Origin of the sequence: Pantoea sp. SIMBA_079, assembly GCF_046940275.1 — a bacterium.
GTDB classification, from domain to species: Bacteria; Pseudomonadota; Gammaproteobacteria; order Enterobacterales; family Enterobacteriaceae; genus Pantoea; species Pantoea borealis.
In genome coordinates, this window is sequence record NZ_JAWRYR010000013.1 from 90,681 (window position 1) to 113,642 (window position 22,962).

Consider the following 22,962-nt stretch of genomic DNA (forward strand, 5'->3'; position numbering starts at 1 on the left):
TGAAAAATCACCCAGCGGAAGAGTGACGCCAGCTATGCAAACGATTGCTTTCAGCGGACAACCGTTTAAAATCGCCACTTTGCTGTTACTGAGAGCCTGTCATGCCTGTTAATCGTGCCGAACCCCTTTCGCCCGCCAGTGCGTCTGCCACGACAAAAAGCGAACTGATTTATCGTCTTGAGGATCGCCCGCCGCTGCCGCAGACGCTGTTTGCCGCCTGTCAGCATCTGCTGGCGATGTTTGTTGCCGTGATCACCCCGGCGCTGCTGATCTGTCAGGCGCTGGGACTGCCGGCACAGGATACGCAGCACATCATCAGCATGTCGCTGTTTGCCTCCGGCGTGGCGTCACTGCTGCAGATTAAAACCTGGGGACCGGTTGGGTCCGGGCTGCTGTCGATTCAGGGCACCAGCTTTAACTTTGTCACCCCACTGATCATGGGCGGTATGGCGCTGAAGAATGGCGGAGCGGATGTGCCCACCATGATGGCGGCGCTGTTTGGCACGCTGATGGTCGCCTCCTGTACCGAAATGCTGCTGTCGCGCGTGCTGCATCTTGCACGCCGGATTATTACGCCGCTGGTGTCGGGCATTGTGGTAATGATTATCGGTCTCTCGCTGATTCAGGTCGGGCTGACCTCGATTGGCGGTGGTTTTGCCGCGATGAACGATCACAGCTTTGGCGCACCTCAAAACCTGCTGCTGGCAGGTGCCGTGCTGCTGGTCATTATTCTGCTTAACCGGCAGCGCAACCCCTATCTGCGCGTCGCATCGCTGGTGATCGCGATGGCGGTGGGGTATGCACTGGCGTGGGGGCTGGATATGCTGCCGGAGAGCGCGGCACCGGTACAGCAGCCGCTGCTGGCCGTACCCTCACCGCTCTATTACGGGCTGGGCTTTGACTGGAATCTGCTGATCCCGCTGATGCTGGTCTTTATGGTTACCTCGCTGGAGACCATCGGTGATATCACCGCTACCTCTGACGTTTCAGAACAGCCGGTCAGCGGCCCGCTCTATATGAAGCGTCTGAAAGGCGGCGTGCTGGCAAACGGCCTGAACTCCTGCGTCTCTGCCCTGTTTAATACCTTCCCCAACTCCTGCTTTGGACAGAACAACGGCGTGATCCAGCTGACCGGCGTAGCCAGCCGCTATGTGGGCTTTGTGGTGGCGCTGATGCTGGTGGTACTCGGGCTGTTTCCGGCGGTCAGCGGCTTTGTTCAGCATATTCCGGAACCGGTACTGGGTGGCGCCACTATTGTGATGTTTGGCACCATTGCTGCCTCCGGCGTGCGCATTGTCTCGCGCGAGCCGCTTAATCGCCGCGCCATCATGATTATTGCACTGTCGCTGGCGGTCGGGCTGGGTGTCTCTCAGCAGCCGCTGATCCTGCAGTTTGCGCCAGAGTGGCTGAAAACGCTGCTCTCTTCCGGTATTGCTGCCGGCGGTATTACGGCGATTGTGCTTAATCTTATTTTCCCGCAGGAAAAATAGCGCAGCAGGCAGGCATCAGCCTGCCTGCTATTTATTCGCATTTTTCGCCAGACAGTTGAGCTGCAACGGTAATTCAGGCATAACAACCACTGACCGGACAACGATCGCGATGGATGAATGCAATGAAATTTCTGGGCAAGTTTTTCCTTACTTTATTACTGCTGATTCTGCTGCTGCTGGTGATCGGTTATGTGCTGGTGCAGACACAGTGGGGCGCCGGCTGGTTTAGCCGTTGGGTAAGCGACAAAACAGCCTGGCATCTCTCCGTCAGTAAAATTGAGCATAACTTCTCCTCCCCTTCGCATATCGTGCTGGATAACTTCAGCTTTGGTCACGACGGCCAGCCGGCGGTTGTCGTGGCTAAACGCATCGATCTTGGCCTGGCGCTGGTGCAGTTCAGCGACTGGCTTCATTTCGACAGCATTGAAATCCATGAAGGGGAGATCAATCTCGCTAATCAGACGCCAGCGACCACGCTGCCGATTCAGGCAAACCGCCTGCAGCTGCGAAATGTACGCCTGGAGAGCCCGCGCACGGCGCTGCCGCTCTCTGCGCGCGGCATTAATGGCGGTATCATTCCATGGAAACCCACGCCCGCCGATATGCTGGGCAGTGACGCACAGTTTCAGATGAGCGCGGCGCAGCTGACGCTGAACGGAGTGGCCGGTGATAACGTGCTGCTGCAGGGCAACGTGGCGCAGCGCCGCCTGCAGCTAACCACAATCGGTGCGGATATCGCACGCGGCTCGGTAACCGGCCGGGCAGAGCGTGACGCCGGGGGTAACTGGAGCATCAATCAGCTGCGCCTGAATGATATCCGCCTGCAGACCAGCAAATCGCTGAATGAATTTCTGCGCCCGCTGCTGACGGCCCCTGCGGTCAGTATTCATCGTCTGGATCTCACCGACGCCCGGCTGCAGGGCCCCGACTGGGCCGTCACCGATCTGGATCTTACGCTGCGGGACATCACCCTGCACAACGGTGACTGGCAAAGCAAAGAGGGCTACCTGGCAATGAATGCGGGTAACTTTATCAATGGCAGCCTGGCGCTGGATGATCCCATTGTTAATGCAGAGTTCTCGCCTGAAGGTGTCAGACTCACGCAGTTCAGCTCGCGCTGGGTTAACGGTATTCTGCGCGCCAGCGGCAGCTGGACGCGCAGCAACCGGCAGCTGACGCTGGACGATCTGGCAGTGGCCGGACTGGAGTATACGTTACCGCAGAACTGGCGCGAGCGCTGGCAGGCCCCCCTGCCCGCCTGGCTTGGCAGCGTGCTGGTGAAGCACGCCACCGCTAATCGTAACCTGATCATCGATATCAACCCGGCGTTTCCTTTCCAGATGACCGCACTGGACGGTTCTGCGGACAACCTGCTGCTGGCGCGTGAACATCAGTGGGGGATCTGGTCAGGCAAAGCGGCTTTTAATGCGGCAGAAGCCACGTTTAACCGTACCGATCTGCGTCATCCCTCAATCGCACTGACGGCAGATGAGCAGCAGATCCAGATAACAGAAATGAGCGCCTTTAACGGCAACGGACTGCTGGAAGCGACAGCAACGGTGGGTCAGAGTGCCGGACGCCCGCTCACACTAAGCCTGAAAGGCCAGGCGGTGCCGGCAAACGTGCTGGAAAACTGGGGCTGGCCGGCACTGACGCAGAGCGGTAACAGCACGCTGCAGCTGCAGCTTAAGGGTTCGCTGCGCGCCGGTACGCCACTGCGTCCGGGCATTTCAGCAGACCTTTCCGTCACCACCGACGCAGGATCGCTGCAGCAGACCATGCGTAACGGAGAGACAGAGTAAGACCGGCCCACCGATCGCGTTGTTGCAAGCGCGATCGGTGCCGACACCCTTAGTTTATCAGCGCGCCAGAGCCACCCGCTTCAAGCGGACCATGCTGATCTGCAGGCAGTACAATATAGACGCCCTCAAATACTGCGCCCGGCTCCTCATTACCATACAGCTCTACCTCCAGCTGCACGCGCGCCTTACGCCCGCGCGCGAGGCGATCGAGATCGCCACTCAGCGAGCCGAGATCGGCGATGGCGCCGGGCCGTCCGCTGATAGGTTTGCTGTAGCGGATGTGCGCATCCGCCAGAATAATGGTCCCGCCCAGGTGACGTTCGCGCAGCAGCAGCCAGATCAGTCCCCAGCCGGTCAGCGTGGCCAGTGAAAAGAGGCTGCCGGCAAACAGCGTATGGTGCGGGTTCTGATTGCCGGTCTCCGGCATGGTGGTAACAAATTTCTGCCCGGTATATTGCAGAATGCGCACGCCCATTTTTTCACTCAGAGGAATGTGCTCATACCACGCCTGCTGCAGCTGACCGCACCAGTCGGCGCGGTGCAGAATGTCATCCAGCGTCACCACCGGTTTAATCATCAGAAAATGACGCAGCGGCGTGGTCTGCGGTGCCGTAATTTCACCCTGATTGATAAAACCCAGCTTGGCAAAAAACTCCACGGCGTCTTCGCGCGCGCTGCAGGTTACGCGCTTGGCGCCCTCCTGGCGTGCAACGGACTCCAGCGTCATCGCCACCAGCGTACCCAGCCCCTTGCCCTGTACCGACGGGTGCACGGCCAGAAAGCGAATAGCTGCTTCGTTCTCGGCATTGATATAGAGGCGGCCTGCAGCAACCGGCTTGCCCTGCTCATCCACCACCATCTGATGATGCGCCAGCGCATCCCAGGCGTCACGTTCTGAGCCCTGTGGCTGGCGTAGCGGCTTGCGCAGCATTTCCCAGCGGAACTGGTAATACATGTCCAGCTCTTCAGCCGTCTGCGGCACTCGAAGATGATACATAAAATGGTTCTCCCGTTCGGAGCCTGCGTGGCCGATCGCCTGTCGCCCGACTGCCGATCTCACACCTGCAACCAGAAAGTGACCGGACCGTTATTTACCAGTGAAACCTGCATATCCGCCGCAAAGCGACCGCAGGCGGTGGTGATACCGCTGGCCCGGCAGCAGTCGCTAAAGACGTTATACAGTCGCTCCGCTTCGGCCGGTGCGGCTCCTCCGGAAAATGAGGGGCGCATGCCCTTACGGGTATCTGCTGCCAGCGTAAATTGCGAAACCACCAGCACGCTGCCACCAGCCTGGTGCACATTCAGATTCATTTTGTCATTTTCGTCACCGAAAACACGGTAGCCGAGCACTTTATCGCAGAGTCGCCGCGCTTTTTGATCATCATCCTCTTTCTCCACGCCCAGCAGCACCAGCAGTCCTGCGCCAATCTCACCAATGATCCGGTTGTCGACCGTCACGCTGGCGGCACTGACGCGCTGAATTAATGCAATCATGTTTCCTCACGGGATGGTTCATGTTCCTGCTGCTTTAGCTGGCGATAGTCGTTCAGGGTGACGGTGACTTCCGCTCCCAGCAAAACAATACACCACGTCCAGTAGACCCACAGAAACAGGATCGGAATAACGGCCAGTACGCCGTAAATTAACTGATACGAAGGAAACATCGTAACATAGAGCGCAAAGCCTTTTTTGCCCAGCTCAAACAGCAGACCTGCCACCACTGCCCCCGTGAGCGCATCGCGCCCCGGCACGCGGCGCGTTGGCACAACGCTGTAAAGCAGCCAGAACGCCAGAATAGAGAGCACCAGCGGGAAAATACGCAGCAGCTGGTCGATGAGGCTGGTTACGCCGGTAACATTCACCCAGCGCAGCGACAGCAAATAGGAACTGATTGCCAGACTGGCACCAGCCAGCAGCGGTCCCAGCGTCAGGATCATCCAGTAGACGGCAAACGAATAGACCATCGGACGCGGCGAATTGCTGCGCCAGATGGTGTTCAGCGCGCTGTCAACGGAGTGCATTAGCAGCAGCGCCGTCACAATCAGCCCTACAGCCCCCACTGCCGTCATTTTGTTAACGTTAGCCACAAACTGGTCGAGGTAGCGCTGGATCACGTCACCCGCTGCCGGCATGAAGTTGGTAAAAATAAAATTCTTGAGCTGTACGCTGATGTCGGAAAACACCGGGAAGGCGGCGAACAGCGCGAAGATCACCGCGACCAGCGGCACCAGTGCCAGCAGGGAGACGTAGGCAAGATTACCTGCCTGCGTGGTCATGTTGTCTTCGTCGATACGCCGCCACAGCAGCTTGAGCCATAAAAAGAACGCATGCGCCCGGTGGCGCAGAGTGTTAGCCATCACATTTATCCACGCGCTGCAAACCAGTCTGGCAGGGTTTTGTGGTCCTCCACCAGCACGCTGTCTATTCCCAGCGCGCGTGCCGCATCGATATTTGCCTGATTGTCATCAAAGAAAATGGCCTGATCGGCAGTGTACCCCTCCTGCGCCAGCACATAGCTGAAAATACGGGCTTCCGGTTTACGCATGCCGAGATCCTGCGACATATAGACGCGATCGGCAGCCTGCTGCACTTCCGGATAGTGTGTTGGCCAGAACTCAAAATGCAGCTGATTCGTGTTGGAAAGGATCACTACGCGCTCGCCCCGGGCGCGTAGCTGGTTCATGATGGCCAGCGTCTCCGGGCGCACGCCGACAAACACGGCCTGCCAGCCGGCAGTGAACTGTTCGTAGCTCAGGGCAATATCGAGCTGCTCGCAAAGACGTTCAGCAAATTCAGGGTCGCTGATTTCACCCCGTTCATGTTGTTCAAACGCTTCATCCATGCCGAAGCGACTCTGCAGCGTGGCCAGCGGCACGCGACCTAAATCACTCCAGACGCCCAGTACGCGATTGAAGTCGATATCAACGATCACGTTACCCAAATCAAAGATGTACAGCATGACGCCTCTCCTCTGTGCTTCCGGGATCATTCACTCTAGCGGCAAAAAGCGTAGCTGAACAGTAAGCAGCCGGGGAAAAGGCGGGCAACAAAAACAAAAAAGCCCCGCAGTGCGGGGCCTGATAACAGAAGGTATCGCTTACTCTTTACCGCCGCGAGACGCGCGTTTGCGATCGTTCTCGGTCAGGTGACGTTTACGAATACGCACTGACTGTGGCGTGACTTCAACCAGTTCATCATCATCGATGAACTCGATCGCCTGCTCCAGCGTCATTTTCTGTGGCGGAACCAGCGTGGTTGCCTCATCGGTACCTGACGCACGCATGTTGGTCAGTTTCTTACCGGTCAGGCAGTTTACTGTCAGGTCGTTAGAGCGGCTGTGAATACCGATGATCTGGCCTTCATAGACTTCTGCACCGTGACCCAGGAACAGCTTACCGCGATCCTGCAGACCAAACAGCGCAAACGCAACGGCTTTACCCTGACCGTTGGAGATCAGAACGCCGTTCTGACGCTGACCCACTTCACCCGGACGAACGTCGTCGTAGTGGCTGAAGGTAGAATAAAGCAGACCGGTACCGGAGGTCATGGTCATGAATTCGTTACGGAAGCCGATCAGACCACGGCTTGGGATCACGTAGTCGAGACGTACGCGGCCTTTGCCATCCGGATCCATATTTTTCAGGTCGCCTTTACGCTCACCCATCGCCTGCATCACCGAGCCCTGATGGGTCTCTTCGATATCGAGGGTTACGTTCTCAAATGGCTCCTGCTTGCGGCCTTCATGCTCACGGAAGATAACTTTTGGACGGGATACCGCCAGCTCGAAACCTTCACGACGCATGTTTTCGATCAGAACAGAAAGGTGCAGCTCACCACGACCTGATACGCGGAACGCGTCAGCATCGGTGGTCTCTTCAACGCGCAGCGCAACGTTGTGTACCAGTTCTTTGTTCAGGCGATCCAGGATCTGACGTGAAGTAACGTATTTACCTTCTTTACCGCAGAACGGTGAGGTATTGACGTTAAAGAACATGGTCACGGTCGGCTCATCCACGCTCAGCGCCGGCAGGGCCTGTACATTCTGCGTGTCGCAGATGGTATCGGAGATGTTCAGCTCACCCAGACCGGTAACGGCAATGATGTCGCCCGCTTCTGCCAGATCGCTGTCGATACGCTCCAGACCCAGATGCGTCAGCACTTTGCCTACTTTTGCGTTACGGGTTTTGCCTTCGCTATCAATCACCGTTACCTGCTGGTTCGGCTTGATTTTACCGCGCTTGATGCGGCCAATACCGATAACGCCCAGGTAGTTGTTGTAGTCCAGCTGTGAAATCTGCATCTGCAGCGGCGCATCAGCTTCAACCTGCGGCGGAGAAACGTGATCGACGATTGCCTGATACAGCGGGGTCATGTCCTCAGCCATATCAGTATGTTCCAGACCTGCAATACCATTCAGCGCTGACGCGTAAATGATAGGGAAGTCCAGCTGCTCGTCAGTCGCGTCGAGGTTAACGAACAGGTCGAATACCTGATCTACAACCCAGTCAGGACGCGCGCCTGGACGGTCAATTTTGTTGATAACCACAATAGGTTTCAGACCGTGGGCAAAGGCTTTCTTGGTTACGAAGCGGGTTTGCGGCATAGGGCCATCCATCGCATCAACAACCAGCAGCACCGAATCCACCATGGACATGACGCGCTCTACTTCACCACCGAAGTCGGCGTGTCCCGGGGTATCAACGATGTTGATACGGTAGTCGTTCCATTTGATGGCGGTGTTTTTTGCGAGGATGGTAATTCCACGCTCTTTTTCCAAATCATTGGAATCCATCACACGTTCAGTCGCTTCGGTACGAGCGTCAAAAGTACCGGACTGTTGCAGCAGTTTGTCGACCAGGGTGGTTTTTCCATGGTCAACGTGCGCGATGATGGCGATGTTACGCAAATTTTCGATCACAGCTTTGCCTCAGGCATTATAGAAATAACGCGGTATTGTACACGGATTAAGCGGAATACTGAACATGATCACAGTTTTCCCGACAATATTCTCGCGCTGCTGATTTTTAGCACCATTAGCGGTGCAAATATCTGCATCCTGCTGGCTTTGTGCACCATTTTAGTGCTGACACCACGCGGATTTGCACCATAATAAAGCAATGCGTCTGTTCTGGTGCAGCTGCTGATGCACCGCAGCGCGCCGCACAGCGCCATTTATCGCGCTTGAAAAAAGTTGGCACAGAATTCGCTTTATCTTTTTTAAGTGCAAACGACAGTGGCCTGATGGCTGAATAGCTTGCCGGGATCTTAGTCAGGGGTGGTCAGTAGTCGTGACACATTCCAGGCATTTTGAGTTCTCTCACCACGACAACAGATGACCATTTCCAGGAGAGTTGAGTATGTCCGCTGAACACGTTCTCTCGATGATGAACGAGCATGAAGTTAAGTTCGTCGATCTGCGTTTTACCGATACCAAAGGTAAAGAACAGCACGTCACCATTCCTGCTCATCAGGTTAACGCAGACTTCTTTGAAGAAGGCAAAATGTTCGATGGTTCATCCATCGGTGGCTGGAAAGGCATTAACGAATCAGACATGGTGCTGATGCCGGATGCCACCACCGCGGTAATGGATCCGTTCTTCGAAGACCCGACTCTCATCATCCGGTGTGACATCCTTGAGCCAGGCACGCTGCAGGGTTACGATCGCGACCCGCGTTCCATTGCCAAGCGCGCCGAAGAGTACCTGCGCTCTTCCGGTATTGCTGACACCGTGCTGTTCGGGCCTGAGCCAGAATTTTTCCTGTTTGACGATATCCGTTTCGGCTCGTCGACTTCAGGTTCACACGTTGCTATCGATGATATCGAAGCGTGCTGGAACACCGGCAAAGCGTACGAAGGCGGCAACAAAGGCCATCGTCCGGGTCTGAAAGGCGGTTACTTCCCGGTGCCACCGGTTGACTCCTCTCAGGATATTCGTTCTGCCATGTGTCTGACCATGGAGCAGATGGGGCTGGTTGTAGAAGCACATCACCACGAAGTGGCAACCGCTGGTCAGAACGAAGTGGCAACCCGCTTCAATACCATGACCAAAAAAGCGGACGAAATTCAGATTTATAAGTATGTCGTCCACAACGTCGCGCACGCTTACGGCAAGACCGCAACCTTTATGCCAAAACCGATGTTTGGCGACAATGGCTCCGGTATGCACTGCCATATGTCACTCTCTAAAGGTGGCGTAAACCTGTTCTCCGGTGATAAGTACGGCGGCCTGTCTGAAACGGCACTGTTCTACATCGGCGGTGTGATCAAGCACGCTAAAGCAATTAACGCCCTGGCTAACCCAACCACCAACTCTTACAAGCGTCTGGTGCCGGGTTATGAAGCGCCGGTTATGCTCGCTTATTCTGCGCGTAACCGTTCTGCCTCTATCCGTATTCCGGTTGTTGCCAGCCCGAAAGCTCGCCGTATTGAAGCGCGCTTCCCGGATCCAGCGGCTAACCCATACCTGGCGTTTACTGCACTGCTGATGGCTGGCCTCGACGGCATCATCAACAAAATCCATCCTGGCGATGCGATGGACAAAAACCTCTACGATCTGCCGCCGGAAGAAGAAGCGGAGATCCCGAAAGTAGCCGGTTCTCTGGAAGAGGCGCTGAATGCGCTGAATGAAGATCGCGAGTTCCTGACCCGCGGCGGCGTATTCACTGACGACGCTATCGATGCTTACATCGAGCTGCGCAAGCCAGATGTTGATCGCGTTCGCATGACGCCACACCCGGTTGAATTTGAACTCTACTACAGCGTTTAAATGGCCATTCACCTCTTTTGTCCGCCAGTCCGGGCAAAAGAGGACAACGTTTTTTTGTTGCCGTGGAAACTTTAGCCCATCTCCGGATGGGTTTTTTTCACCGCAAAATTGCCGTTATCAGGGAGTTTTCCATCCCAAAACGCTATAGTGCACTAATTTGGTGCAGAGGATCGTGGTATGGTTGCTGGCTCACTGCCTGATGCAGGGCAGATTCTCAACTCCCTGATAAACAGTATCCTGCTGGTCGATGACGGGCTGGTGATCCGCTATGCCAATCCGGCTGCGCAGCAGCTGCTGGCGCAGAGTTCGCGCAAACTGTTTGGCACACCGCTGCCGGAACTGACCGGCTACTTTTCGCTGAATATTGACGTGATGCGTGAGAGCCTGGCTGCGGGCCAGGGCTTTACCGACAGCGAAGTCACGCTGGTGGTCGACGGACGTGCGCATATTATGTCGCTGACCGCGCAGCGTCTGCCAGACGGCCTGATCCTGCTGGAGATGGCCCCGATGGACAATCAGCGCCGGCTCAGCCAGGAGCAGATCCAGCATGCTCAGCAGGTTGCCGCACGCGATTTGGTACGCGGCCTGGCGCATGAGATTAAAAACCCGCTTGGCGGCCTGCGCGGCGCGGCGCAGCTGCTGTCGCGCGCGCTACCTGACCCGTCGCTGAATGAATATACCAACGTTATCATCGAGCAGGCAGACCGGCTGCGCAATCTGGTGGATCGTCTGCTGGGACCGCAGCAGCCGGGGCTGCACGTTACGCAGAGCATTCATCAGGTGGCTGAACGCGTGGTCAAGCTGGTCTCGATGGAGCTGCCGGATAACGTCACGCTGGTGCGCGACTACGACCCCAGTCTGCCGGAACTGCCGCACGATCCTGACCAGATTGAACAGGTGCTGCTTAACGTAGTACGCAATGCGCTGCAGGCGCTGGGCGCAGAGGGCGGTACCATCGTGCTGCGTACGCGCACCGCTTTTCAGCTGACGCTGCACGGCACGCGCTACCGGCTGGTGGCGCGTATTGATGTGGAAGATAACGGACCGGGTATCCCGGCACAGCTGCAGGATACGCTGTTCTATCCCATGGTCAGCGGACGCGAAGGCGGCACCGGTCTCGGGCTCTCTATCGCCCGCAGTCTGATCGATCAGCACTCAGGAAAAATTGAATTTAACAGTTGGCCAGGCCATACCGAATTTTCGGTTTACCTGCCCATTCGCCAGTGAGGTTTCTATGCAACGAGGGATAGTCTGGATCGTCGATGACGATAGCTCCATCCGCTGGGTGCTTGAACGCGCGCTCACTGGAGCCGGTTTAAGCTGCGCGACGTTTGACAGCGCCAGTGAAGTGCTGGATGCACTCGCCAGCAAAACCCCGGACGTATTATTGTCAGATATCCGCATGCCGGGCATGGATGGCCTGGCGCTACTTAAGCAGATTAAACAGCGTCATCCGATGCTGCCGGTCATCATTATGACGGCGCACTCCGATCTTGATGCCGCCGTCAGCGCCTATCAGCAGGGTGCGTTTGATTATCTGCCGAAGCCGTTTGATATTGATGAGGCGGTCGCGCTGGTCGAGCGCGCCATCAGCCACTATCAGGAGCAGCAGCAGCCGCGCAATCAGCCCGTCAGCGGCCCGACAACCGACATCATCGGCGAAGCGCCGGCGATGCAGGATGTGTTCCGTATTATTGGCCGTCTCTCCCGCTCCTCAATCAGCGTGCTGATCAACGGAGAGTCCGGAACCGGTAAAGAGCTGGTCGCGCATGCGCTGCATCGCCACAGCCCGCGGGCCAAGGCGCCTTTTATCGCGCTGAATATGGCAGCGATCCCGAAAGACCTGATTGAATCTGAGCTGTTCGGGCATGAAAAAGGGGCGTTTACCGGCGCTAACCAGATCCGCCAGGGCCGCTTTGAACAGGCGGATGGCGGCACGCTGTTTCTTGATGAGATTGGCGATATGCCGCTGGATGTGCAGACGCGTCTGCTGCGCGTGCTGGCAGACGGTCAGTTCTATCGCGTGGGCGGCTACGCGCCGGTAAAGGTGGATGTGCGCATTATTGCCGCCACGCATCAGAACCTTGAGCTGCGCGTGCAGGAGGGCAAATTCCGTGAGGATCTGTTCCACCGCCTCAACGTTATTCGTGTGCATCTGCCGCCGCTGCGTGAGCGCCGCGAAGATATTCCGCGTCTGGCACGCTACTTCCTGCAGGTCGCCGCGCGCGAGCTGGGGGTTGAGGCCAAAATCCTGCATCCGGAAACGGAAACGGCGCTGACCCGCCTGCACTGGTCAGGCAACGTGCGCCAGCTGGAGAACACCTGCCGCTGGCTGACGGTCATGGCCGCCGGTCAGGAAGTGCTGATTCAGGATCTGCCGCCGGAGCTGTTTGAATCCGTCACGCCTGACAGTCCGGTGCAATCGCTGCCGGACAGCTGGGCCACGCTGCTGGCACAGTGGGCCGATCGCGCACTGCGTTCCGGTCATCAGAACCTGTTATCCGAAGCGCAACCGGAGATGGAGCGCACCCTGCTGACGACGGCGCTGCGTCATACTCAGGGGCATAAACAGGAAGCGGCACGCCTGCTCGGCTGGGGACGCAACACGCTGACGCGCAAGCTCAAAGAGCTGGGCATGGAGTAACGCTGCAGAGAGCGGCTTTCTGCTGATTTTTTGCACGCACAGGCTGTACAGACCGTTACCGATGAGTATCATATGCGCGGTAATCGGGAGAGAAGTATCATGCTGCAATCTGTCATGCTGACGATAGCGCATAACCTGGCAGCCATTGGCAGCGCGGTGGCACATTCGCCGCAGACTGCGCTGGCTGCTGTGGTATGCGCCGTTACGGCGAGCCTGTTCAGTTAATAGCAAGGGAGCGTACTGCTCCCTTTGTTATTTAAATAATCCGGGAATAGTGCTGCTGGCGGTTTTTCTGCCGCAGATAGCGATCAAAACACATGCAGACAGAGCGGATCAGCAGACGGCCGCGCCCGGTCACCGTCAGGCGCCGCGCTTCATAACGCACCAGCCCCTCCGCCACCAGCGGGGCTAACTGCGTCAAATCTTCAGCAAAATAGTCTTCAAACGCGACCGGCCACTGCGCCTCCACGGCGGCAAAATCGAGCGTGAAGTTGCAGATAAGCTGTTTAATGACCTCGCGCCGCAAACGATCATCCTCCGTCAGCGTTAATCCGCGCCACAGCGCGCTACCCTGCTGCTCCACCCCTGCATACCACTCATTCAGCACTTTCCGGTTCTGCGCATAGCTGTCGCCCAGCATGCTGATAGCAGACACGCCCAGTCCCAGCAGATCGCTCTCACCGTGCGTGGTGTAGCCCTGAAAATTGCGGTGCAGCAGGCCGCTGCGCTGCGCGATCGCCAGGTCATCATCCGGCCGGGCAAAGTGATCCATCCCGATAAACTGGTAGCCTGCGGCGGTCAGTGTGGCAATGCTCTGCTGCAGGATCAGCAGCTTTTGCGCGGCGTCGGGTAGCTCTGCTGCTTTGATTTTGCGCTGCGCCGCAAACAGCGCGGGCATATGCGCATAGCTGAACAGGCTGAGACGGTCGGGAGCAAGCCCGATCACCCGCTGCAGCGTCCGTGCAAAGCGTTCCGCAGTCTGCAGCGGCAGACCGTAGATCAGATCGAAACTGACCGAACGAAAGCCCTGTTCGCGCGCGCGCTTTACCAGCGCACCAATTGCCGCTTCATCCTGTACCCGGTTAATGCGCGCCTGCACCGCCCGATCAAAATCCTGAATCCCTATGCTCAGGCGGTTAAATCCTTCCGCCCGCAGATGATCGATCGTGGCCGGTGCGATCTCACGCGGATCGATTTCGATCGACATTTCAGCGTCATCCGCTATATCAAAGTGATGCCGCAACAGCGCCATCAGCCGGCTTATCTGCGGTCCGTCAAGGAAGGTCGGCGTGCCGCCTCCCCAGTGCAGCTGAGTTACCCGGCGACCGGCAAACAGCGGTGCACGACAGGCGATCTCCTGTGCCAGCGCATTCAGATAGCGGTCAGCTTTATGCCGCTGACGCGTCACTATTTTATTGCAGCCGCAGAAGTAACATAGCCTGTGACAGAACGGAATATGCACGTAAAGGGAGAGCGGCCGGTGAGGATAGCGGGTAGCAGCCTGCTGAAAATCTGCGTCGCGGAAAATTTCACTGAATTCCGGCGCGGTGGGATAGGAAGTATAACGCGGGCCTGAGCCGCTGTATTTCTCAACCAGCTGCTGATCCCATTCTATCTGCTGCGCGGTCATGCTTACCTCTTTCGGTGGCGTGTGGTCCGGAAAGGTCGCGCAGAAGGGTCAGTGAAGCGGTGAAGGGAACGCCGCCGTAAACGCGATTTCAGGCGCGACAGGCGGCGTAGTTTAAACAATAACCAGAGGATATAACATGTGAGCAGCAGCGCTAAAATTGATCCAGGCCAAAACATTGTTGAATACCTGCTCAGCGCGGCATGCGGTACGGCGCATGCCGTCCGGTAACGGAATTACTGCCCTTTCAGCAGGCGCATCATATCTTCTTCAGCCTGCTCATCTTCGGCGTCATCATCCAGCGCGATCCCCAGCGTTTCCATCAGCTCATCGATGCGGTCCAGCGTCTCATCCAGCCACGCCTGGTCTTCACCGCTCAGCGTCTCGCCTTTTTCCAGGCGATCAAGCAGCGTGTCGAGACGTTCGTCGTTCTCCAGCTTCGCCAGCTCCTCTTCAGGCGTCAGGCGTACTTTCTGCGCTTTCGCTTTGGGCTGAGGTGCCGCTTTTGTCACGGGCTGCGTTTTGCCTTCAGCCACCAGCGATACCGGTTTTTTGCTGCCAATGCGGGCATCGCTGCTTTTTTTAGTCTGTGCGCTGCCGCTGCTCTGCGCCGTCGGGCTGGCACGGCTGCCCGATTTATGGCCGCTGTGCTTTTTGTCACGTTTACGATCGCGCGCTTCCTGATTCAGTTCTTCACGTGATTTGCGTTTGGCTTTAGCAGCGGGTTTGCCACGCTGGGCGGGTGCAGGTTGCTTCATGGTATCCGGTCTCAGTGATGCCTGGTGAGTTCAGTATAGAATTGCGGCGAAATCTAGCAGAAAGCAGACAAAGAAAAAAGGCGATAGCTTTTGCTATCGCCTTATTTCGCACCTTCGTACGAAGGAAACTCTGAATAAATCCTTTACGGCTCTCAACGTCCCGGTCACTCCGTCGCCATATCGCTCCTGCGAGTAATCCCTGTCCTTTCCCGATTCCTGCCTGAATCGTACTCCTGCCATGCTCGTGGTCTTCCGGACACTCCTGAGCGCATCATCCTGATGGGTGCTGCCTTGCACTGACACCAAATGTAGACGAAAGTGCAGAATCAACAAGTGAGTCCTTGCCCTTATTTAGAGAAAAGAGTGATTAAAACAACGCAAGACGTTGTATATTAATGATAAAAAAATATTGAACTTTTTATATTTCAGCCAAAACTGGCATCATGAAACGGCGTTCTCTTACACAGTCTGTCAGGGCAACGGCTGTCAGATACTTTTGCGTCATAACAGGTATAATCAGCGCATTAGTCCGTATCTATCAGCTGGAGTCTATTTTGTCTGCTTTGAATTATCACGTTACTCACTTCATGCTCAGTGCGCCAGATATCCGTCATCTGCCGTCCGACACGGGTATTGAAGTAGCCTTTGCCGGGCGCTCAAATGCAGGCAAATCCAGTGCGCTTAATACCCTGACTAACCAGAAAAGTCTGGCGCGCACCAGTAAAACGCCGGGACGTACCCAGCTTATCAACCTGTTTGAAGTGGTTGAGGGCAAACGTCTGGTGGATCTGCCCGGCTACGGCTATGCCGAAGTACCGGAAGAGATGAAACGTAAATGGCAGCGTGCGCTGGCAGAATATCTGCAAAAGCGGCAGGCGCTGAAAGGGCTGGTGGTGCTGATGGATATCCGCCACCCGCTTAAAGATCTCGATCAGCAGATGATTGAGTGGGCCGTGAGCAGCAACATTCCGGTTTTAGTGCTGCTGACCAAAGCGGACAAGCTCGCTTCTGGCGCGCGTAAAGCGCAGCTCAATATGGTGCGTGAAGCCGCGCTGGGCTTTACGGGCGACGTGCAGGTTGAGATGTTCTCTTCGCTGAAAAAGCTGGGCGTGGACAAAGTGCGTCAGAAGCTGGATACCTGGTTCAGCGAACTTGAGCCGGCCCGGGAAGGCGATGCAGATAACCTGCCAGCAGAGTAACGGCAGCGTGGTCAGGTGAAAAAAGCCCAATAAAAAACGCCCCAGTCATAACTGACTGGGGCGGCTAAATATTCAGCCAAATCCGATTACGTGAAGTAAAAGGTCTGAAAGATAGAACATCTTACCTCTGTACCCTACGCGACGAACTTTACCTGATTTTTTCTGACCGACAAAGGATTTTTTGTGATTCACTTTCAGGTTTTGACATAATTTTTACCAGCCTCGTCACACTTTTGCACAGAAGCTATAGTTTAATTCCCGAAAAAATGTTTAGCAGGCAGCAAGTTAGATCAGTGCGCCTGATCCCAGTTATCACCGACGCCGACTTCCACCAGCAGCGGCACATCCAGCGTCATGCTGCTCTCCATCAGCTGACGGATTTTTGCGCTGGCGCTCTCCACCGCGTCTTTGTGGATCTCAAACACCAGTTCATCGTGTACCTGCATGATCATCTTCACGTCATCACCGTTCTGCCGCTGCAGCCAGCCATCCACGGCAATCATTGCCCGCTTGATGATATCTGCTGCAGTTCCCTGCATCGGCGCATTGATTGCCGCACGCTCAGCCGCTTTGCGGCGGATAGCGTTACTGGATTTGATATCCGGCAGCCACAGGCGACGCCCGTCCAGCGTCTCCACATAGCCTTTGGACGCCGCCTGATCGCGGGTCTTTTCCATGTAACGCAGCACGCCCGGATAGCGTTCGAAGTAGAGATCCATATATTTCTTCGCTTCACCGGCACCGATGTTCAGCTGGCGCGACAGACCAAAAGCACTCATGCCATAAATCAGGCCAAAGTTAATCGCTTTGGCGCTGCGGCGCTGCTCGGCTGAGACCTTTTCCAGCGCGGAACCAAATACTTCCGCTGCCGTGGCACGGTGAATATCCTCTCCCTGGGCAAAGGCATCCAGCAAACCTTTATCCTGTGACAGATGCGCCATGATGCGCAGCTCAATCTGGGAATAGTCCGCAGCAACAATCCGTTTATCTGTACCGGCAATAAAGGCCTGACGGATCCGGCGACCTTCTTCGTTACGGACCGGAATGTTCTGCAGGTTCGGATCGGTCGAAGAGAGACGGCCGGTCGCCGTGACGGCCTGATGATAAGAGGTGTGAACGCGTCCGGAGACCGGATTAATCATCTGCGGCAGTTTATCGGTGTAGGTAGATTTCAGCTTTGACAGCCCCCGATGCTCCAGAATGACTTTTGGCAACGGATAATCAAGCGCCAGCTCGGCCAGCACCTCTTCACTGGTTGAAGGTGCGCCGCCCGGCGTCTTCTTCGTAGGCTTAATGCCCTGCTTTTCAAACAGGATGGTCTGCAGCTGTTTGGTTGAGGAGAGATTAAACGGCTCGCCCGCCAGTTCATGCGCCTTCAGTTCCAGTTCAGAGAGGCGGGTGGTCAGCTCCTGAGAGTGCCTGGCGAGGATGTTCTGATCGATGAGCACGCCGTTACGCTCAATACGTGAAATCACCGTGACCAGGGGCATTTCGATGTCCGTAAAGACCTGTTTCGGACCCGCTTCCTGCTCCAGCTTTGGCCACATCTGCTGATGCAGCTGCAGCGTCACATCGGCATCTTCTGCCGCATAATGTGCCGCCTGCTCCAGCGCAATCTGGTTAAACGTGAGCTGATTTTTGCCTTTGCCGGCGATCTCCGTGAACGTGACCGTCTTGTGATTCAGCCAGCGCGCCGAGAGGCTGTCCATATCATGCTTGCCGCCAATGCTGTTCAGACAGTATGACTCCAGCATGGTGTCAAACCGGATGCCGCGCAGTTCGATACCGTAATTTTTCAGCACGCCGCGATCGTACTTCAGGTTCTGCCCGACTTTCGCCGCGCGTTCATCTTCCAGCAGCGGTTTTAATTTCGCCAGCACGTCGGTGCGATCGAGCTGATCGGGTGCGTCCAGATAGTCGTGCGCCACCGGCAGGTAGGCGGCCTCACCGGGCGCGACGGCAAAGGCGATACCCACAATGGTCGCGCTGAGCGTATCGAGTGAATCAGTTTCAAGGTCGAAGGCAAACACGTCAGCCTGCTTCAGTTTATCGAGCCAGGCGCTAAAGGTTGCCTCATCAAGGATAGTGACATACCCGTCTGCTGAGAGCACGCTGGTGGCTTCCGCGGCCTCGGGCTCATCAGCCAGCACGCTCTGCGCCTGCACATTGCTCTTTTTGCCCTGCAGCCACTTACCTTCCTGCAGATCGGCCTGCCAGCGCCGGAATTCAAAGCGGGCAAACAGCGTCTGCAGCGTCTCAACATCAGGCTGGTTCACCGTCAGCTGATCGTAACTCACCTCCAGCGGCACATCCGTTTTAATGGTCGCCAGCTGGTAGGAGAGAAAGGCCACATCGCGGTTCTGTTCGAGTTTGGCCGCCATGGTTTTCGCGCCACGGAATGCCAGACCGGCTACTTTGTCGAGATTTTCATAAATGGCATGCATGCCACCCAGTCCCTGCAGCAGCGCCTGCGCGGTCTTCTCACCTACGCCCGGCACGCCGGGAATGTTATCGGAACTGTCGCCCATCATCGCCAGAAAATCGATGATCAGTGCAGGCGGCACACCATATTTCTCTTCAACCTCTTCCGGTCCCAGTACGGTATTGCTCATGGTATTGATCAGCGTGATCTCTGGCGTCACCAGCTGCGCCATATCTTTATCACCGGTGCTGATCAGCACGCTGCGCCCCTGTTTACCCGCTTCCAGCGCCAGCGTACCGATAACATCGTCCGCTTCCACGCCCGATACGGCCAGCAGCGGCAGCCCCATCGCTTTTACCATTTCATGCAGCGGTGCGATCTGCGCACGCAGATCGTCAGGCATCGGCGGGCGATGAGACTTGTAGTGTTCGAACAGTTCGTCACGGAAGGTTTTTCCTTTCGCATCGAAGACCACAGCCACATGGCTGGGCTGATACTGCATCAGCAGGCTTTTCAGCATGTTGAGCACACCATACATCGCGCCGGTGGGTTCACCCGCGCTGTTGGTCAGTGGCGGAAAGGCATGATATGCACGGTAGAGATAAGAGGATCCGTCTACCAGAATCAGGGGATTTTCTGCGATTTTCGCCATAGTGTTAAGGTTTCTTCGTTGCGAGATTCAGGCTTATAAGGATGCCACAACCTGAGAAAAATGTTGAATGAACACGGGAGAGAGGCGCTTTTTTTCACGGTTATCAAACGCGGATCGCAACGATCTTTCTGTGGATAACTTTGTGCGCAAATTTTACAGGGCGCTAATTTTTCAGGATGAGAAAAAAAAAGATCAGATAATAACTATTTATTTACAGTAAGTTAATAAGTTGCCGTGACACAGAGCGCGCTTTCGGGGACGCGATCGTCCATGTGGATATCACTGCGGAGGATCCGCGGAAAAAGAATAAATGAGGGAGAAAGAAATAAAAAACGCTGGCATTGCCAGCGTTTAAGCGTATTACGTTACTGCTTTTCAGCCAGGAACTTAACCACGTTGGCATAATCGGCGACAAAATTCTCCATAGAGCTGGTGTCCAGACCGCCGTTATTGACCATATATTTGCCGTTAACAAAAATAGCCGGCACGCCCTGCAGATTGACGTCAGAAGCGGCTTTCTGCTGCTGCGCAACCAGCGCCTTGACCGCAAAGCTGTTCCAGGCGGCATCATAATCGCCAGCTGAGATCCCTGCTGCTTTGACAAAGGTCTCTTTCAGGCTGGCCGGATCGGTGATGGTTTGCGTCTTCTGAATGCCATCAAAAATTGGTGCGGTAACTTTGCTTTCCACGCCGAGTGCCATAGCCACTGCCCAGGCGTGCGTTACAACCGGCCCTAAGTCACCGCCGAGAAAATCGACGTGATATTTTGTCACTTTGGTCTCAGCCGGCAGGTTCTTCTTCACTGCCTCGCTGACGTGGTAAACACGTTCAAACTGATAGCAGTGCGGGCAGAAAAACGAGAAGAATTCCATGACCTGAGGTTCACCTGCAACCGGCTTCTGCAGCGTGACATACTGTTTACCGTCGGTGAACTGCGCCGCTGATACGCTAAATGCCAGCAACATTCCCGCCAGCGCAAGCCAGATTTTTTTCATTGTTAACCTATCTCCTGAGTACGTTATTAAAATTGCGGACCAAGCCGTAATGGGGGTTCGTGCAACAGTCGCTCCTGCTCAATCAGGAGTGCAATCTGCCGGCGCCAGAAATCCTCGTCAGTCATCCAGGGGAACGCACGCGGAAAAGCGGGATCCTGCCAGCGGCGTACGACCCAGGCCAGATAATAAACCATGCGCATGGCGCGTAAAGACTCAATCAGTGTCAATTCATGTAAATCGAAATCACCGAACTCGTTATACGCCTCTATCAGAATATCCCACTGAATGCGCTGTTCCTGTCGATCGCCGTTTATCAGCATCCAGAGATCCTGCACGGCCGGGCCGGTGCGCGCATCATCCAGATCAACAAACATCGGGCCGTCACGCCATAAAATATTGCCCGGATGACAGTCGCCGTGCAGGCGCAGCGGCTGCCACTGCGTGTGCCAGCTCTGCTGCAGCGTGCTGAAGAGACGCTCTATAGCCTTCAGCAAGCTCTCTTTAAGCCTTGCCGGTACCAGCTCGCTGTGGGCCAGCGTCTGCTGTGGCTGCCGGATATACTCTTCAAGCCCCAGCTCCGGACGCCGGACGAAAGGTTTACGACGTCCGGTCTGATGCATGCGGCCGAGGAAGCGGCCCACCCACTCCATCTGTTCCTCATTGTCCGTTTCATACTGACGACCGCCGACGCTGGGGAACACGGCAAACATAAATCCGGCATGCTGGTTAAGCGTGCTGTCCTGTAGCGTAAGCGGTGCCGCTACCGGCACGTCGTCATTCAGCAGATCCAGCGCCAGCGCATGCTCTTCAAGGATCTGTTCCCGGCTCCAGCGCTGCGGACGATAAAACTTAGCGACGTAGCGCCGGTTTTCATCATCGCTGAACTGGTAAACGCGGTTTTCATAGCTGTTCAGCGCCGTTAAGCCTGACTCCACCCGCAGGCCGGTATCCCATAAAGCGTCGAGAATGGCATCCGGATCCAGCGTATGAAAATTAAAGGCAGCGTCGTTCATTGTCGGCCCTGTATGTTACCTTTGCAGTAGATGCGCAAGGATAGCACTACTCGTCAGCCTTGATCACACCGCGTGCGCGTAACAGTGCTGTTTTAAAGTCTGCCTCGTAATCTTTTCTGATACCGGGTATTTCTGTGGTGCTATCGGTATCACGCATTTTGAGATGGTAAATCAATATGTCGTCGCTTAATTCACTTAACGGGCCATGAAAGCCCGCCTCGTGCGCCAGCTTGTGTAAAAAAGCCAGCAGGTTACATTCAGGCTCCTGCTGCCAGGCAGGCTGCAGGAGCGCCATCAGTTCGTTAAGACGATGGGTTTTCATAGCCGATCCCTCGTTACACTGCGCGGGTTTATAAAAGGAGATAACCATGCCCGTATTTACCGGCGTTATTCTGGCGGGTGGCCAGGGCAGCCGTATGGGAGGTCGTGATAAGGGGCTGGTGCGGCTGCATAATCAGCCTCTTTATCAGCATGTGCTGCAGCGACTGCAGCCACAGGTAGAGAGTGTGCTGATCAGCGCTAACCGGCACCTTGATCAATATCAGTTAAGCGGCTGTAAAGTGATAACAGACACATTACCTGACTGGCCCGGTCCGCTGGCGGGTATGCTGAGCGGATTACGCCATAGCCAGAGCGAATGGGTTGTTTTCTGCGCCTGTGATACACCCTATATTCCTCAGGATTTTGTCCTGCGGCTATGGCAACAGCGCGCAGAGGCGCCGGCGGTCTGGGTCAGATCGGTCATGCGCGATCATCCGGTACTGGCTCTGCTTAACCGGGCGCTGGCTGATGAACTGGCCATGTATCTCTCACGCGGCGAACGGCGTCTGATGCAGTTTCTGCGCGCCAGCGGCGGCCATGCAGTGCTGTTTGATGAGGATGAGACGGTATTCCGTAATATCAATACCGCAGACGATCTGGCACAGGAGGAAGGAGAATAATGGACGCCCCTTTACTCGCGATTGCCGCGTGGAGCGGTACCGGCAAGACTACGCTGCTTAAATCGCTGATACCGCTGTTAAAACAGCGCGGGATCCGGACCGGGCTGATCAAGCATTCTCATCATCAGCTGGAGATCGATACGCCAGGTAAAGACAGCTACGTTTTACGTAAAGCGGGCGCCGACCAGGTGATGGTTGCCAGTGAACGGCGCTGGGCACTGATGTGTGAAACGCCAGATGAACCCGCATCTCTGCAGCATCTGGCAGCACAGATGAACAGCGCAGCGCTGGATCTGATACTGGTTGAAGGATTCAGGGATGAAAAGGTGGCAAAAATTGCGCTGTGGCGGCGTGGTGTTAAAGGCGGGGCAGAAGAGTTGCTGGATGAATATGTGATTGCCATAGCCAGCGATGAAGCCCTGGCGCTTGATCTGCCGCTGCTGGATATCAACCAGCCTGACCGCATCGCTGACTTTATCGTCAGCTGGCTGAAAAAAGCTTAAATTTTACTCACTTCTGCGTTTTCTGCAGACGTAAAAAAGCCCTGAACAGACGTTCAGGGCTCTCTTACTTGATGGATGCCTGGCAGTTCCCTACTCTCGCATGGGGAGACCCCACACTACCATCGGCGCTACGGCGTTTCACTTCTGAG

20 protein-coding genes are annotated in these 22,962 nt (G+C 55.8%); 9 read left to right on the plus strand and 11 right to left on the minus strand.

All coding sequences use genetic code 11. From position 1 onward, the window contains the following. Positions 1–101: 101 nt before the first annotated feature. Positions 102–1,490 (plus strand): uracil-xanthine permease family protein, encoded by a 1,389-nt coding sequence (locus SB719_RS15830; protein ID WP_313067210.1) that lies wholly within the window; start codon positions 102–104, stop codon positions 1,488–1,490. Between the two features lie 122 nt (positions 1,491–1,612). Then, positions 1,613–3,292 (plus strand): AsmA family protein, encoded by a 1,680-nt coding sequence (locus SB719_RS15835; protein ID WP_065650415.1) that lies wholly within the window; start codon positions 1,613–1,615, stop codon positions 3,290–3,292. Between the two features lie 49 nt (positions 3,293–3,341). Here SB719_RS15835 and fabY read toward each other — a convergent pair whose 3' ends face one another. The 5 genes from fabY to typA form a co-directional block, all read right to left on the minus strand. Beyond that, the gene (fabY, locus tag SB719_RS15840) at positions 3,342–4,289 is read right to left on the minus strand and encodes a fatty acid biosynthesis protein FabY (protein WP_065648396.1); all 948 of its coding nucleotides are present in this window, start codon (positions 4,287–4,289) and stop codon (positions 3,342–3,344) included. 59 nt (positions 4,290–4,348) lie between these two features. Then, complete coding sequence (gene dtd, locus SB719_RS15845) at positions 4,349–4,786, minus strand: D-aminoacyl-tRNA deacylase (RefSeq protein WP_292972694.1); 438 nt, start codon at positions 4,784–4,786, stop codon at positions 4,349–4,351. Beyond that, positions 4,783–5,649: a virulence factor BrkB family protein gene (locus tag SB719_RS15850; protein ID WP_065648394.1), complete on the minus strand. Its 867-nt coding sequence runs from the start codon at positions 5,647–5,649 to the stop codon at positions 4,783–4,785. Before SB719_RS15850 ends, dtd begins: the two co-directional genes overlap by 4 nt. A gap of 5 nt (positions 5,650–5,654) precedes the next feature. Beyond that, positions 5,655–6,251, minus strand: a complete 597-nt coding sequence (gene yihX, locus SB719_RS15855; protein WP_065648393.1) for a glucose-1-phosphatase — start codon at positions 6,249–6,251, stop codon at positions 5,655–5,657. 138 nt (positions 6,252–6,389) lie between these two features. After that, positions 6,390–8,210, minus strand: coding sequence for a ribosome-dependent GTPase TypA (gene typA / locus SB719_RS15860; protein WP_065648392.1), 1,821 nt, complete (start codon positions 8,208–8,210; stop codon positions 6,390–6,392). A gap of 439 nt (positions 8,211–8,649) precedes the next feature. Between typA and glnA the strand changes: the two genes are divergently transcribed. From glnA to SB719_RS15880, 4 genes are all read left to right on the plus strand, one after another. Beyond that, positions 8,650–10,059 (plus strand): glutamate--ammonia ligase, encoded by a 1,410-nt coding sequence (gene glnA / locus SB719_RS15865; RefSeq protein WP_065648391.1) that lies wholly within the window; start codon positions 8,650–8,652, stop codon positions 10,057–10,059. A 177-nt stretch (positions 10,060–10,236) separates the two neighbouring features. Beyond that, positions 10,237–11,286, plus strand: a complete 1,050-nt coding sequence (gene glnL, locus SB719_RS15870) for a nitrogen regulation protein NR(II) (RefSeq protein ID WP_065648390.1) — start codon at positions 10,237–10,239, stop codon at positions 11,284–11,286. A gap of 7 nt (positions 11,287–11,293) precedes the next feature. Beyond that, positions 11,294–12,703 (plus strand): nitrogen regulation protein NR(I), encoded by a 1,410-nt coding sequence (gene glnG, locus SB719_RS15875; protein ID WP_065648389.1) that lies wholly within the window; start codon positions 11,294–11,296, stop codon positions 12,701–12,703. Between the two features lie 99 nt (positions 12,704–12,802). Beyond that, positions 12,803–12,928: a YshB family small membrane protein gene (locus tag SB719_RS15880; protein WP_292972685.1), complete on the plus strand. Its 126-nt coding sequence runs from the start codon at positions 12,803–12,805 to the stop codon at positions 12,926–12,928. 31 nt (positions 12,929–12,959) lie between these two features. Here SB719_RS15880 and hemN read toward each other — a convergent pair whose 3' ends face one another. Further along, entirely contained in the window at positions 12,960–14,333 is a 1,374-nt protein-coding gene (hemN, locus tag SB719_RS15885) for an oxygen-independent coproporphyrinogen III oxidase (protein ID WP_292972682.1), read from the minus strand. 233 nt (positions 14,334–14,566) lie between these two features. Beyond that, positions 14,567–15,088 (minus strand): Der GTPase-activating protein YihI, encoded by a 522-nt coding sequence (gene yihI / locus SB719_RS15890; RefSeq protein WP_065648386.1) that lies wholly within the window; start codon positions 15,086–15,088, stop codon positions 14,567–14,569. A 554-nt stretch (positions 15,089–15,642) separates the two neighbouring features. On the opposite strand from yihI, the gene yihA reads away from it, so the two are divergent. Continuing rightward, on the plus strand, positions 15,643–16,287 hold the full coding sequence (yihA, locus tag SB719_RS15895) for a ribosome biogenesis GTP-binding protein YihA/YsxC (RefSeq protein ID WP_065648385.1): 645 nt from the start codon (positions 15,643–15,645) through the stop codon (positions 16,285–16,287). Positions 16,288–16,577: 290 nt separating this feature from the next. Here the strand turns inward: yihA and polA are convergent, their stop codons facing one another. From polA to SB719_RS15915, 4 genes are all read right to left on the minus strand, one after another. Further along, complete coding sequence (gene polA / locus SB719_RS15900) at positions 16,578–19,361, minus strand: DNA polymerase I (protein ID WP_412159403.1); 2,784 nt, start codon at positions 19,359–19,361, stop codon at positions 16,578–16,580. Between the two features lie 365 nt (positions 19,362–19,726). Continuing rightward, positions 19,727–20,356 carry a thiol:disulfide interchange protein DsbA gene (dsbA, locus tag SB719_RS15905; RefSeq protein WP_304234524.1) on the minus strand — a complete coding sequence of 210 codons (630 nt, stop codon included), beginning with the start codon at positions 20,354–20,356 and terminating at the stop codon, positions 19,727–19,729. Between the two features lie 26 nt (positions 20,357–20,382). Then, positions 20,383–21,369, minus strand: a complete 987-nt coding sequence (locus tag SB719_RS15910; protein WP_292972673.1) for a serine/threonine protein kinase — start codon at positions 21,367–21,369, stop codon at positions 20,383–20,385. A gap of 46 nt (positions 21,370–21,415) precedes the next feature. Next, positions 21,416–21,691, minus strand: a complete 276-nt coding sequence (locus SB719_RS15915) for a YihD family protein (protein WP_412159404.1) — start codon at positions 21,689–21,691, stop codon at positions 21,416–21,418. Between the two features lie 46 nt (positions 21,692–21,737). Between SB719_RS15915 and mobA the strand changes: the two genes are divergently transcribed. Both mobA and mobB read left to right on the plus strand, forming a co-directional pair. Beyond that, the gene (mobA, locus tag SB719_RS15920; protein ID WP_292972667.1) at positions 21,738–22,310 is read left to right on the plus strand and encodes a molybdenum cofactor guanylyltransferase MobA; all 573 of its coding nucleotides are present in this window, start codon (positions 21,738–21,740) and stop codon (positions 22,308–22,310) included. Next, on the plus strand, positions 22,310–22,813 hold the full coding sequence (mobB, locus tag SB719_RS15925) for a molybdopterin-guanine dinucleotide biosynthesis protein MobB (protein WP_412159405.1): 504 nt from the start codon (positions 22,310–22,312) through the stop codon (positions 22,811–22,813). Before mobA ends, mobB begins: the two co-directional genes overlap by 1 nt. Positions 22,814–22,962: the final 149 nt, after the last annotated feature.